Annotated in this window: 4 protein-coding genes; 3 read left to right on the top strand and 1 reads right to left on the bottom strand. The window is 57.2% G+C overall.

Translation table 11 applies throughout. From position 1 onward, the window contains the following. Positions 1–308: 308 nt before the first annotated feature. From DX130_RS18015 to DX130_RS27240, 3 genes are all read left to right on the top strand, one after another. Complete coding sequence (locus DX130_RS18015) at positions 309–2,273, top strand: exosporium glycoprotein BclB-related protein (protein WP_276310902.1); 1,965 nt, start codon at positions 309–311, stop codon at positions 2,271–2,273. Between the two features lie 300 nt (positions 2,274–2,573). Then, a complete protein-coding gene (locus tag DX130_RS27245) occupies positions 2,574–6,407 on the top strand; it encodes a beta strand repeat-containing protein (RefSeq protein WP_276310901.1) in 3,834 nt (1,277 codons plus the stop codon). A 775-nt stretch (positions 6,408–7,182) separates the two neighbouring features. Continuing rightward, positions 7,183–14,736 (top strand): hypothetical protein, encoded by a 7,554-nt coding sequence (locus DX130_RS27240; protein WP_206098849.1) that lies wholly within the window; start codon positions 7,183–7,185, stop codon positions 14,734–14,736. Positions 14,737–14,805: 69 nt separating this feature from the next. Here DX130_RS27240 and DX130_RS17995 read toward each other — a convergent pair whose 3' ends face one another. After that, positions 14,806–15,354 carry a hypothetical protein gene (locus DX130_RS17995; protein WP_116047705.1) on the bottom strand — a complete coding sequence of 183 codons (549 nt, stop codon included), beginning with the start codon at positions 15,352–15,354 and terminating at the stop codon, positions 14,806–14,808. Positions 15,355–15,410: the final 56 nt, after the last annotated feature.

The following is a 15,410-nucleotide window of genomic DNA, read 5'->3' as shown; positions in this document are numbered from 1 at the left end:
TGGTCTGTTTCTTTGTGTTAATCCTTCGTTTCATTTGTAGGAACACTTTCATTTTACCTATTCCTGCATCCTATTCATATTGATGCTGACATATCTCCTTCCCTATTCTTTAAATCCTATTTTATAGAAGAAACAGATTTCAGAGTCGGTTTTAACTGAATGATCTTATTGAAAACTAGCTGAATTTAAACTACCCCATGGGGCGTACATTGGCACAATTTCTAATATAAAGGCACTCAGATGTTAAACACACATACATAATCTATCACTCTCACATAGGATACGAATAAGACAGGGAGGTGTTTAAATTGGAATATCCATCTAGCAATAAGAAATCAATTAGAATTACGAAAAACCGGACAAACCTTACACTATCCATTCACTCTAAAGAATCTTCCAACGGCGGCAAGAAAAAAGAAAAGAAATTAAAAGAGGAAGATCTACTCTTTCTCGACGGTGCTCGTTGTCACAGAGATCCTGTCGGACCTACTGGACCGACAGGACCTAGAGGCCCGCGCGGTAAAAAGGGCCATGACGGTGATAGAGGCAAAAGAGGTCGCAGAGGAGCGACTGGTGCTACGGGAGCTATGGGTAATACAGGGGCTACAGGGGCTACAGGTACGACTGGTGATCCTGGTGATCCCGGTGCTACTGGAGCAACTGGTGCGACAGGAACTGCGGGTGCGACTGGAGCGACGGGTAATACGGGGGCTACAGGTACGACTGGTGACCCCGGTGCTACTGGAGCAACTGGTGCGACGGGAACTGTGGGTGCGACTGGAGCTACTGGCCTGACGGGGGCTACGGGTGCGACTGGCACAACGGGCGCTACGGGTACTACGGGTGCCACTAGTGCTACAGGTGCTACGGGTGCTACGGGCGTTACAGGTACTACAGGCGTGACGGGTGCGACTGGCGCTACGGGCGCTACGGGCGCTACGGGTGCAACTAGTGATACTGGTGCTACGGGTGTGACAGGAGCTACTGGAGCAACCGGTGATACTGGTGCTACGGGAGCGACGGGTGCCACTAGTGCGACGGGCGCAACCGGTGCGACCGGCGTTACAGGTGCGACCGGACCGACTGGTGATATTGGTGCTACTGGCGTGACGGGTGCGACCGGTGTGACAGGCGCTACCGGACCGACTGGTGATGTCGGTGCTACTGGCGTTACAGGTGCGACCGGTGTGACAGGCGCTACCGGACCGACAGGCGATGTTGGTGCTACTGGCGTGACGGGTGCGACGGGTGCTACTGGTTCGACCGGTGTGACTGGCGTTACAGGTGCTACCGGACCGACTGGTGATGCTGGTGCTACTGGCGTGACGGGTGCGACGGGTGCGACGGGTGCTACTGGTTCGACCGGTGCGACGGGCGTTACAGGTGCTACCGGACCGACTGGTGATGCTGGTGCTACTGGCGTGACGGGTGCGACGGGTGCTACTGGTTCGACCGGTGCTACTGGCGTTACAGGTGCGACCGGACCGACTGGTGATGCTGGTGCTACTGGCGTGACGGGTGCGACGGGTGCGACTGGTTCGACCGGTGTTACCGGCGTTACAGGTGCGACCGGACCAACAGGTGATGTTGGTGCTACTGGCGTGACGGGTGCGACGGGTGCGACTGGTTCGACCGGTGTTACCGGCGTTACAGGTGCGACCGGACCGACTGGTGATGTTGGTGCTACTGGCGTGACGGGTGCGACGGGTGCTACTGGTTCGACTGGTTCGACTGGTGCAACTGGTGCGACGGGCAGCGGAGCTATAATTCCATTTGCTTCTGGAATACCGCTCGTCTTGACCACTATACTCGGCGGACTTGCCGGCACCGGTGGATTAGTCGGATTTGGAGCAAGCGCTCCGACTTTAAGCGTTCTCGGCGCAACGATAGATCTTACCGGCGCTGCCGGCACCCTCTTGAACTTCGCCTTCTCCGTTCCTCGTGATGGAGTTATCACATCTATCGCTGCTTATTTCAGTACGACAATAGCTCTCAGTTTGATTGGCAGTACAGTAACTATTCATGCACAGCTTTACAGTTCAACGACGCCAGACAATATATTCAGTCCGATCGCTGGGACGAATGTATCGTTGGCTCCGCCTTTAACTGGCATCTTAGCCCTAGGCACCACGAGCAACGCCATAATAACAGGTTTGAATATTCCAGTAACAGCTCAGACCCGCCTTCTGCTCGCCTTCTCCGCGACTGCTGCCGGATTAACACTTATTAATACAGTTGCAGGTTATGGTAGCGCAGGCGTAAACATCGTATAACCAATTACTCTTCATTATCTATATAACAGACTAAGTTGCAGATGCTATCCCCTTCAGTAAGCACTCTAAATGCCCTAGTTTTAATGTGAGGAATAGAGTGAATCTGGAGGGGATACTTAATGACAAAAGAGGTGCAGAAAGTTTAAGAGGGATCACTAGTTTATCTTGTATATCCGGCTAGTTCATCGGTTCATTTTATGATTTGTGCATTCGCACATTTTCTAATAAAAGTAAAAGAAATCGTTGAATGCACATGCGGAATCTAGCACCCCCTCGTAATATAAGGAAGAAAATAAGGAGGTGTTCCACCTGGACTATTCATCAAAGAAAAAGAAATCTATCAAAATAATTAAGCGAAAAACAGACAGTTCATTATCTATTCACTCTAATGAACTTCACTTCGACAAGAAGAAAAAGAAAAGATGCAGAGGGAAGGATGGCAAGAGAGTATCTTTTATCAGAGGACCTCGCGGCCATAGAGGACCACCAGGACCACCTGGGCCTGAAGGACCGGAGGGTCCTCGAGGAAGAAGAGGTAAAAGAGGTAAGGATGGAAAAGATGGTGAACGAGGAAAAAGAGGTCGTACTGGACCCACAGGGCCTACGGGGCCTACCGGATCATTTGATGGTGGCGAGCTTTTCAATGTCATTGGAACAATTGGATCTGCAACTGTAGGACTTGGTGATGACTTAATTTTCGAATCCGACACTATTGATATTGTCGTCACCCAAGGCTCTGCTATAGTTCGTCTTGAAGTTCCTACAGGAAGCACTGGAATAACCGGCGCTACGGGGGCGACTGGCGCTACGGGTACCGCTGGATCGACGGGTGCTACAGGGGCGACTGGCGCTACGGGTACTGCTGGATCGACGGGTGCTACAGGGGCGACTGGCGCTACGGGTACTGCTGGATCGACGGGTGCTACAGGAGCGACTGGCGCTACGGGTACTGCTGGATCGACGGGTGCTACAGGAGCGACTGGCGCTACGGGTACTGCTGGATCGACGGGTGCTACAGGGGCGACTGGCGCTACGGGTACTGCTGGATCGACGGGTGCTACAGGGGCGACTGGCGCTACGGGTACTGCTGGATCGACGGGTGCTACAGGGGCGACTGGTGCTACGGGTACTGCTGGATCGACGGGTGCTACAGGGGCGACTGGTGCTACGGGTACTGCTGGATCGACGGGTGCTACAGGGGCGACTGGCGCTACTGGAGTGACTGGCGCTACGGGTGACACCGGGGCTACGGGACCGACGGGCGTTACTGGCGCTACGGGTGACACCGGAGCTACGGGACCGACGGGTGTTACTGGCGCTACAGGTGACACCGGACCAACTGGTCCAACAGGCGCTACGGGCGACACTGGACCGACCGGGACTACGGGTGCAACGGGAGCCACTGGATCTACTGGATCGACGGGTGCAACCGGCGCTACGGGCGACACTGGACCGACTGGACCAACGGGGGCAACGGGAGCCACTGGATCGACTGGATCGACGGGAGCAACCGGCGCTACGGGCGACACTGGGCCGACTGGCGCTACGGGCGCAACGGGCGCAACGGGCGACACTGGACCGACTGGGGCTACGGGTGCAACGGGCGACACTGGATCGACTGGGGCTACGGGTGCAACGGGAGCCACTGGATCGACGGGTGTAACTGGCGCTACGGGCGACACTGGACCGACTGGGGCTACGGGTGCAACGGGAGCCACTGGATCGACGGGTGTAACCGGCGCTACAGGCGACACTGGACCGACTGGCGCTACGGGGGCAACGGGTGTCACTGGATCTACTGGGTCGACGGGTGTAACCGGCGCTACGGGCGACACTGGACCGACTGGCGCTACGGGTGCCACTGGATCTACTGGATCTACTGGATCGACGGGTGCAACTGGCGCTACAGGCGACACTGGACCGACTGGGGCTACGGGTGCCACTGGATCTACTGGATCGACGGGTGTAACCGGCGCTACGGGCGACACTGGACCGACTGGCGCTACGGGGGCAACGGGTGCCACTGGATCTACTGGATCGACGGGTGTAACCGGCGCTACGGGGGCAACGGGTGTCACTGGATCTACTGGGCCGACTGGTGCAACCGGCGCTACGGGCGACACTGGACCGACTGGCGCTACGGGGGCAACGGGTGCCACTGGATCTACTGGATCGACGGGTGCAACCGGCGCTACGGGCGACACTGGACCGACTGGCGCTACTGGGGTAACTGGAGCTACTGGACCAACGGGCACTACTGGTGCAACGGGAGCCACTGGATCGACGGGGGCTACTGGTGACATCGGACCGACTGGACCAACGGGCGCTACGGGTGCCACTGGACCGACAGGAGCTACAGGAGCTACAGGTGACACCGGACCGACTGGACCAACGGGCGCTACTGGCTCAACGGGTGCAACAGGAGCCACTGGACCGACTGGGGCTACAGGTGCTACAGGTGACACCGGACCGACTGGACCAACGGGCGCTACTGGCGCTACGGGTGCAACAGGAGCTACAGGTGCTACAGGTGACATCGGACCAACTGGACCAACGGGCGCTACTGGCGCTACGGGAGCCACTGGACCGACTGGACCAACGGGCGCTACTGGCGCTACGGGAGCCACTGGACCGACTGGACCAACGGGCGCTACTGGCGCTACTGGCGCTACTGGCGCTACGGGTGCCACTGGACCAACAGGGGCTACTGGTGACACCGGAACGACTGGACCAACGGGCGCTACTGGCGCTACTGGCTCAACGGGTGCAACAGGAGCCACTGGACCGACAGGAGCTACAGGAGCTACAGGTGACATCGGACCAACTGGACCAACGGGCGCTACTGGCGCTACTGGCTCAACGGGTGCAACAGGAGCCACTGGACCGACAGGAGCTACAGGAGCTACTGGACCGACAGGAGCTACAGGAGCTACTGGTGACATCGGACCGACTGGACCAACGGGCGCTACGGGTGCAACAGGAGCCACTGGACCGACTGGGGCTACTGGTGACACCGGACCGACTGGACCAACGGGCGCTACTGGCGCTACGGGTGCTACTGGACCAACTGGGGCTACTGGTGACACCGGACCGACTGGACCAACGGGCGCTACTGGCGCTACGGGTGCCACTGGACCGACGGGGGCTACTGGTGACACCGGACCGACTGGACCGACGGGCGCTACTGGGGCTACAGGTGCCACTGGACCGACTGGAGCTACTGGTGACACCGGACCAACTGGACCAACTGGCGCTACGGGTGCAACGGGAGCCACTGGACCAACAGGGGCTACTGGTGACACCGGACCGACTGGACCGACGGGCGCTACTGGGGCTACAGGTGCCACTGGACCAACAGGGGCTACTGGTGACACCGGACCGACTGGACCGACGGGCGCTACTGGGGCTACAGGTGCCACTGGTGCCACTGGACCGACTGGGCCAACGGGCGCTACGGGTGCTACGGGAGCCACTGGACCAACAGGGGCTACTGGTGACACCGGACCGACTGGACCGACTGGACCGACGGGCGCTACTGGAGCTACTGGGGCTACTGGAGCCACTGGAGCTACTGGAGCTACTGGAGCTACTGGAGCTACTGGAGCTACTGGAGCCACTGGAGCTACTGGAGCTACTGGCGCTACTGGACTGACTGTGACTACTGAAGGCTTTTCTGCAACTACAACTGCGGCAGGCGTTGCGGCATCACAACAAATTACTGGCTGGTCAGTTGCTTCCCCTCGCTTTGCGAGCGTCAACTTTAACCCAGTGACAGGAGTTTACACAGTTCCTACTACAGGCAGGTATCTGATCACTGCAACAGTAAGCTACACTACTACTGCTGCTTTAACTATAAGCTTAGGAGCTGGTATCGATCCCGCATTCGTCGTACAAAGAATTGCAGACTCAGCTGCTCTGGTTACTGGTCTTTTCCCTGTATTGAACGTTAACATTGCCTTGGTTCTTACACTACGGGCTGTCCTTGGAAATGGGACCGTAACGCTTGCTGGTGAAGCTGCTCTTAATGCCGGTGATACAATTGGATTGTTCTATGTTGCTGATGGTTTGACAATAGCACTAGATATAGGTGGAGCGGGTAGCGGTATCTTCTGGTCCATTAACCAACTAGTTTAATTAAATTGAGATCTTCCAGTTAATAAAGAAAATGAATTCAAATGCCCTTAGTCCCTTCTTCGAGAAGAAGCGACTAAGGGGTTTTTCTACATCAACTACAATAATCTAAAGTGGTAACTTCAGATTTTTAAACATGACACTATCTTTTATATAGTTTTACAAACACTCAAATATACCCCTTATTCATTAAAAACTCCACTTGTTCTTTTTTAACGAATTGGACTACCCTCTCCTGTACATATAAATTCCCCATCGTCGGGATACATCTAAACTATCATACTGACGGCTTATCAAACTCCCAATATTTCCAAGGACAAGACCTTCCTTTCGAGTAAGGCGCACTTGCCCTTAAACTTTAAAACATTTTTGAGGAAAATGAGATGTATTGCTAAACAAAACAATTGGACTCGTCTATGTATCTAATGGTCTAACATGTGTTCTTTCACCTTCCAGAACATCCAACGAAGACATTGTTTAGTCCATGCAGCAAATTGCTTGAATGTCTCTATCCCCCTTTAACCCACTGATCTATTCGAGAGTTCTTTTTTGCTCACTTTCGATTTGAGAAAAAGAAAGAATATTTTGTGCCCCTTCTTCAGCTAAATCCAATGATGTGCTTTGTCTCCCAAACATTAACTATCGATTTATCTTTCCGAGTACTATTTCCCAAAACAAACTCCCTTCCCCCACACTACACCTTGATAAATTTTTTCCCAATTTGACCTGTAAGTACATATGTATAGATAGGCAAATATATTGAAAGTTGAGGAGAATTATGAACGACAATTCCGATAATGCACCAAACACCCGCTCTCCTAAAAATGCATGTGGAAAATCTTCAAAGAAGAAAAAAACACTTCGAAAAGACCATCCTTTTTCAGAGAAAAAAAAACATGCAAAATGTTGTACAGAAGGACCAACTGGACCTACTGGACCAAAAGGTGAAGCTGGAAGTAAAGGAAAACGAGGAAAAAAAGGGGCTACTGGGCCGACAGGAACAATTGAGGTAAATCCTCTCTTTTATGTGGTTGGACCTGTAGGTTCAGCAACAGTAGATTTTCAAGATCAATTAATATTCGAATCAAATACCATTCAAATCGAGGTATCCGAAGGATCAGCTATCGTAAGATTAGAAGTTCAAAATCCTGGACTTACCGGGCCAACTGGAACAACGGGCTCGACTGGACAGACGGGATCTACAGGAAACACTGGCGTTACTGGGCCGACCGGTGCTACTGGAGAAACTGGCACATCTGGACCGACGGGCGCTACGGGAGCGACTGGACCGACGGGACCAACAGGAAACACTGGCGTGACAGGCCCCAACGGAGTTACAGGCTCTACTGGAGAAACTGGTATTACTGGAACAACTGGTTCTACCGGAGCTACTGGGTCGACCGGACCAACGGGATCAATAGGAAACACTGGCGTTACTGGAGCTACGGGCGCTACTGGAGCAATTGGTGCGACTGGAGCCACTGGCATCATTGGACCGACTGGTGCTACCGGTGCGACTGGACCGTCGGGACCAAATGGAAACATTGGACCGACGGGCGCTACAGGAACAACTGGGCCGTCGGGACCAACAGGAAATACTGGCGATACTGGAACCACTGGACCGACTGGTGCTACCGGTGCAACTGGACCGTCGGGATCAACTGGAAACACTGGCGTCACAGGCCCCACCGGAGCTACAGGCGCTACTGGAGAAACTGGTGTCACTGGACCAACGGGAGCGACAGGTGTTACCGGGCCAACGGGACCAACCGGAAACACTGGCGCTACCGGTGCGACTGGACCGACGGGTGACACCGGCGCTACTGGGCCGACAGGAGCAACAGGCCCTACTGGAGCTACAGGTGACACGGGAGCCACTGGATTGACAGGTGCTACCGGTGCGACTGGACCGACGGGGCCAACTGGAAACAATGGCGTCACTGGAACCACCGGAGCTACAGGCGCTACTGGAGAAACTGGTGTCACTGGAACCACTGGTGCTACAGGTGCGACTGGACCAACGGGAAACAATGGCGCTACTGGGCCGACCGGAGCTACAGGACCTACAGGAGAAACTGGTGTCACTGGACCAACCGGTGCTACAGGTGCGACTGGACCAACGGGAAACACTGGCGCTACTGGGCCGACCGGAGCTACAGGCCCTACAGGAGAAACTGGTGTCACTGGACCAACCGGTGCTACCGGTGCGACTGGAGCCACTGGCGTCACTGGACCAACTGGTGCGACTGGACCGACGGGTGACACGGGACCAACTGGTGCTACAGGTGCGACTGGACCGACGGGTGACACAGGAGCCACTGGAACCACTGGTGTCACTGGAACCACGGGTGACACGGGAGCGACTGGAGCCACTGGCTTCAATGGACCAACTGGTGCTACAGGTGTTACCGGGCCAACGGGGCCAACGGGAAACACTGGCGCTACTGGACCGACTGGAGCTACAGGCCCTACTGGAGAAACTGGTATCACTGGACCGACTGGGGCTACAGGTGACACGGGAGCCACTGGATTGACAGGAGCTACAGGTGCGACTGGACCAACGGGGCCAACGGGAAACACTGGCGCTACTGGAGCGACAGGTGACACGGGAGCGACTGGAGCCACTGGCTTCACTGGACCAACTGGTGCTACAGGTGTTACCGGGCCCACGGGGCCAACAGGAAACACTGGCGCTACTGGACCGACTGGGGCTACAGGTGACACGGGAGCCACTGGATTGACAGGTGCTACAGGTGCAACTGGACCAACGGGGCCAACGGGAAACACTGGCGCTACTGGGCCGACCGGAGCAACAGGCCCTACTGGAGAAACTGGTGTTACTGGACCGACGGGGCCAACGGGAAACACTGGCGTTACAGGGCCGACCGGAGCTACAGGCCCTACAGGAGAAACTGGTGTCACTGGACCAACCGGTGCTACCGGTGCGACTGGAGCCACTGGCGTCACTGGACCAACTGGTGCGACTGGACCCACGGGTGACACGGGAGCGACTGGAGTCACTGGCGTCACTGGACCAACTGGTATTACAGGTGCGACTGGACCGACGGGTGACACAGGAGCGACTGGAGCCACCGGCGTCACTGGACCAACTGGTGCTACAGGTGCGACTGGACCCACGGGTGACACAGGAGCAACTGGAACCACTGGTGTCACTGGACCAACTGGTACTACAGGTGCGACTGGACCCACGGGTGACACAGGAGCAACTGGAACCACTGGTGTCACTGGACCAACTGGTGCGACTGGTGCGACTGGTGCGACTGGACCGACGGGTGACACAGGAGCAACTGGAACCACTGGTGTCACTGGACCAACCGGTGCTATCGGTGCGACTGGACCCACGGGTAACACAGGAGCGACTGGAGCCACTGGTGTCACTGGACCAACTGGTGCTACAGGTGCGACTGGACCCACGGGTGACACAGGAGCAACTGGAGCCACTGGTGTCACTGGACCAACTGGTGCTACAGGTGCCACTGGACCGACTGGAGCCACTGGACCAACTGGTACTACAGGTGCGACTGGACCGATGGGTGACACAGGAGAAACTGGAAACACTGGTGTCACTGGACCAACTGGTGCGACTGGACCGACGGGTGACACGGGAGCGACTGGAGCCACTGGCGTCACTGGACCAACTGGTGCGACAGGTGCGACTGGAAACACTGGCGCTACTGGGCTGACCGGAGCTACAGGTGCTACAGGAGAAACTGGTGCCACTGGACCGATGGGTGACACAGGAGAAACTGGAACCACTGGTGTCACTGGACCAACTGGTGCTACAGGTGCGACTGGAAACACTGGCGCTACTGGGCTGACCGGAGCTACAGGACCTACAGGAGAAACTGGTGTCACTGGACCAACCGGTGCAATCGGTGCGACTGGACCCACGGGTGACACGGGATCAACTGGAGCGACAGGTGTTATCGGGCCAACGGGACCAACTGGTGCGACAGGTGCGACTGGAGCCACTGGCGTCACTGGACCAACTGGTACTACAGGTGCGACTGGACCGACGGGTGACACAGGAGCGACTGGAGCCACCGGCGTCACTGGATCAACTGGTACTACAGGTGCGACTGGACCCACGGGTGGCACAGGAGCAGCTGGAACCACTGGTGTCACTGGAACCACGGGTGACACGGGAGCGACTGGAGCCACTGGCTTCAATGGACCAACTGGTGCTACAGGTGTTACCGGGCCAACGGGGCCAACGGGAAACACTGGCGCTACTGGACCGACTGGAGCTACAGGCCCTACTGGAGAAACTGGTATCACTGGACCGACTGGGGCTACAGGTGACACGGGAGCCACTGGATTGACAGGAGCTACAGGTGCGACTGGACCAACGGGGCCAACGGGAAACACTGGCGCTACTGGAGCGACAGGTGACACGGGAGCGACTGGAGCCACTGGCTTCACTGGACCAACTGGTGCTACAGGTGTTACCGGGCCCACGGGGCCAACAGGAAACACTGGCGCTACTGGACCGACTGGGGCTACAGGTGACACGGGAGCCACTGGATTGACAGGTGCTACAGGTGCAACTGGACCAACGGGGCCAACGGGAAACACTGGCGCTACTGGGCCGACCGGAGCAACAGGCCCTACTGGAGAAACTGGTGTTACTGGACCGACGGGGCCAACGGGAAACACTGGCGTTACAGGGCCGACCGGTACTACCGGTGCGACTGGACCGACGGGTGACACGGGAGCAACTGGAGGGACAGGTGTTACCGGGCCAACGGGACCAACTGGTGCTACAGGCGCGACTGGACCGACGGGTGACACAGGAGCAACTGGTGTCACTGGACCAACTGGTGCTACCGGTGCGACTGGACCGACGGGACCAACGGGAAACACTGGCGCTACTGGAGCGACAGGTGCGACTGGACCGACGGGGCCAACGGGAAACACTGGCGCCACTGGACCAACTGGTGCTACAGGTGCGACTGGACCGACGGGGCCAACGGGAAACACTGGCGCTACTGGGCCGACCGGAGCTACAGGCCCTACTGGAGAAACTGGTGTCACTGGACCGACAGGAGCTACAGGAGCGACCGGGCCAACGGGAAACACTGGCGCTACTGGGCCGACTGGAGCTACAGGACCTACAGGAGAAACTGGTGTCACTGGACCAACCGGTGCGACTGGACCGACGGGTAACACGGGAGCCACTGGAGCGACAGGTGTTACCGGGCCAACGGGACCAACTGGAAACACTGGTGCGACTGGACCGACTGGTGATACGGGAGCGACTGGAGCCACTGGCGTCACTGGACCAACTGGTGCTACAGGTGCGACTGGACCGACTGGAGCTACAGGTGACACGGGAGCCACTGGATCGACGGGGCCAACTGGAAACACTGGCGCTACTGGATCGACAGGTGACACGGGAGCGACTGGAGCCACTGGCGTTACTGGACCAACTGGTGCTACAGGTGCGACTGGACCGACGGGGCCAACCGGAAACACTGGCGCTACTGGGCCGACTGGAGCTACAGGTGCGACTGGACCAACGGGGCTAACTGGAAACACTGGCGCTACTGGGCCGACCGGTACTACCGGTGCGACTGGACCAACGGGTGACACGGGAGCCACTGGAGCGACTGGAGCCACTGGCGTCACTGGACCAACTGGTGCGACAGGTGCGACTGGACCGACGGGACCAACGGGAAACACTGGCGCTACTGGGCCGACCGGAGCTACAGGCCCTACAGGAGAAACTGGTGTCACTGGACCAACGGGTGCTACAGGTGCGACTGGACCCACGGGTGACACGGGAGCGACTGGTGCGACTGGTGCGACTGGACCCACGGGGCCAACGGGAAACACTGGCGCTACTGGGCCGACCGGAGCTACAGGCCCTACTGGAGAAACTGGTGTTACTGGACCGACGGGGTCAACGGGAAACACTGGCGTTACAGGGCCGACCGGTACTACCGGTGCGACTGGACCGACGGGTGACACGGGAGCCACTGGAGCGACAGGTGTTACCGGGCCAACGGGACCGACGGGGCCAACTGGAAACACTGGCGTTACAGGGCCGACCGGTACTACCGGTGCGACTGGACCAACGGGTGACACAGGAGCGACTGGAGCCACTGGCGTCACTGGACCAACTGGTGCTACAGGTGCGACTGGACCGACGGGACCAACGGGAAACACTGGCGCTACTGGGCCGACCGGAGTGACTGGACCGACGGGTGACACAGGAGCGACTGGAGCCACTGGCGTCACTGGACCAACTGGTGCGACTGGAGTGACTGGACCAACGGGGCCAACTGGAAACACTGGCGCTACTGGGCCGACCGGAGCAACAGGCCCTACTGGAGAAACTGGTGCCACTGGACCAACTGGTGCTACCGGTGCGACTGGACCAACTGGAAACACTGGCGCTACTGGGCTGACCGGAGCTACAGGACCTACAGGAGAAACTGGTGTCACTGGACCAACCGGTGCTACCGGTGCGACTGGAGCCACTGGCGTCACTGGACCGACAGGAGCTACAGGAGCGACCGGGCCAACGGGGCCAACTGGAAACACTGGCGCTACTGGACCGACTGGTGCTACCGGAGTGACTGGACCAACGGGGCCAACTGGAAACACTGGCGCTACTGGGCCGACTGGAGCTACAGGACCTACAGGAGAAACTGGTGTCACTGGACCAACGGGAGCGACAGGTGACACGGGAGCGACTGGAGCCACTGGACCAACTGGTGCTACAGGTGCGACTGGACCGACGGGTGACACAGGAGCGACTGGAGCCACTGGTGTCACTGGTGTCACTGGACCAACTGGTACTACAGGTGCGACTGGACCGACTGGACCAACTGGAAACACTGGCGCTACTGGGCCGACCGGAGCTACAGGCCCTACTGGAGCCACTGGCGTCACTGGACCAACTGGTGCGACTGGACCGACGGGTGCTACCGGAGTGACTGGACCAACGGGGCCAACTGGAAACACTGGCGCTACTGGGCCGACCGGAGTGACTGGACCGACGGGTGACACAGGAGCGACTGGAGCCACTGGCGTCACTGGACCAACTGGTGCGACTGGTGCGACTGGACCGACGGGTGCTACCGGAGTGACTGGACCAACAGGGCCAACTGGAAACACTGGCGCTACTGGGCCGACCGGAGCTACAGGCCCTACTGGAGCCACTGGCGTCACTGGACCAACTGGTGCTACAGGTGCGACTGGACCAACTGGAAACACTGGCGCTACTGGGCTGACCGGAGCTACAGGACCGACAGGAGAAACTGGTGTCACTGGACCAACCGGTGCTACAGGTGCGACTGGACCGACGGGTGACACGGGAGCGACTGGAGCCACTGGCGTCACTGGACCAACTGGTGCTACAGGTGCGACTGGACCGACGGGTGACACAGGAGCGACTGGACCGACGGGGCCAACTGGAAACACTGGCGCTACTGGACCGACTGGAGCTACCGGTGCGACTGGACCAACGGGGCCAACTGGAGCCACTGGCGTCACTGGACCAACTGGTGCTACAGGTGCCACTGGACCAACGGGGCCAACTGGTGCTACAGGTGCGACTGGACCGACGGGGCCAACTGGAAACACTGGCGCTACTGGGCCGACCGGAGCAACAGGCCCTACGGGGCCAACAGGGAACACTGGCGTTACCGGACCGACGGGACCTACTGGCGCTACCGGAGTGACTGGACCCACCGGGCCGACTGGAACAACTGGAGCAACCGGACCCACTGGACCCACTGGGCCGACCGGAGCTACAGGACCCACTGGACCCACTGGGCCGACTGGACCGACCGGAGTTACGGGGGAAACAGGCCCGAACTTTGCTACAACTGGCTTCTCTGGACGAATTAATAGCGCAACGGTCTCCGCCGATACCCAACTTGCGAACTGGACGGTAACGAGTCCTTACTATGGCAACGCTGCTTTCAATGCAACGACTGGCACATTCACCGTTCCAACGACCGGAAGATACTCCGTTAAAGCCACTATTAACTATACAACGACAGCTGTTATTTCCATTGCATTAGGAGCGAGTATCTTCCCTTCCTTCCGCGTGAGGCGATTCTCCCCAGGAACGACGGATCTTATCGTAGGAGACTTCCCTATCCTAAACGTCAATATCGCACTTCTATTAAGCTTAAGAACGATTCTCGGGAGCGGAGCCGTTACTTTGGCAGGCGATGTCGCCCTTACCGCAGGAGATGCAATCGGACTTTTCTACGTGTCGAACGGTTTGACGATAGGTCTGTCACTCGGCGGCACGGGAAATGAAGGAATTGTATGGTCAATTCATCAAATCGCTTAAATTCGCTGTTAGTTGTCTAACTTCAAAACCCCCTTCTGACTTGGCAGAAGGGGGTTTTTTCTCTTACCGCTAGAAAGGCAGCTTTATATTGAAAAGAACCTTAATCTGTTTGCTTTCGAATTTTACATCTTGCACGGTGACCATATCCCCTGTAGGCAGGTCTAATGGAACAATGACTGTCTCCAACATCTTGAGCGGCAATTGAAATCCCTTAATCGAAAGCGACTGCGGTCGTAATACCAAGTTCGGATTTTGCCATTCCAATCGATACTCCGCACGAATCTGAGCCGGGATTCGGTCACCGTATGTAATATTCAAATCAGCGAGCAGTTTGTTCTCCTCCAGCATGAACTGCGCCCCATCTACCCTGACATCCTCAGAAATGTCCGGGTCCAGATGCTTCTTGATTAAATCATTCACTTCCTTTTCGGACAGTACGAGCTCCGGCTTAAGACGCTTCACCATATCTACGGCCTTCTGTCTCACATCAATGGGACTATAATTAAGATGAAGAGATTGCTCCGGCTTGATATAAGAAAGAAGCCACCAAGCAGCACCGCCTATTAGGACTAGCAGTACGATTAACGTTATAAACAATCTTTTAAAAAACTTCCCCATAACCTGCCTCCTCGACCAGCTTCTACTCCACAGAATAAGTATTTTGTAGCCAGTCC

Origin of the sequence: Paenibacillus paeoniae (genome assembly GCF_003388735.1) — a bacterium.
Lineage (GTDB): Bacteria > Bacillota > Bacilli > Paenibacillales > Paenibacillaceae > Pristimantibacillus > Pristimantibacillus paeoniae.
The sequence above is the reverse complement of the archived record's forward strand: the minus strand, read 5'-3'. Positions and strand labels throughout refer to the sequence as shown.

Coding starts and splice junctions, on each gene's coding strand:
- DX130_RS17995 (WP_116047705.1), bottom strand. CDS start 15,354: ATGGGGAAGTTTTTTAAAAGATTGTTTATAACGTTAATCGTACTGCTA.
- DX130_RS27240 (WP_206098849.1), top strand. CDS start 7,183: ATGAACGACAATTCCGATAATGCACCAAACACCCGCTCTCCTAAAAAT.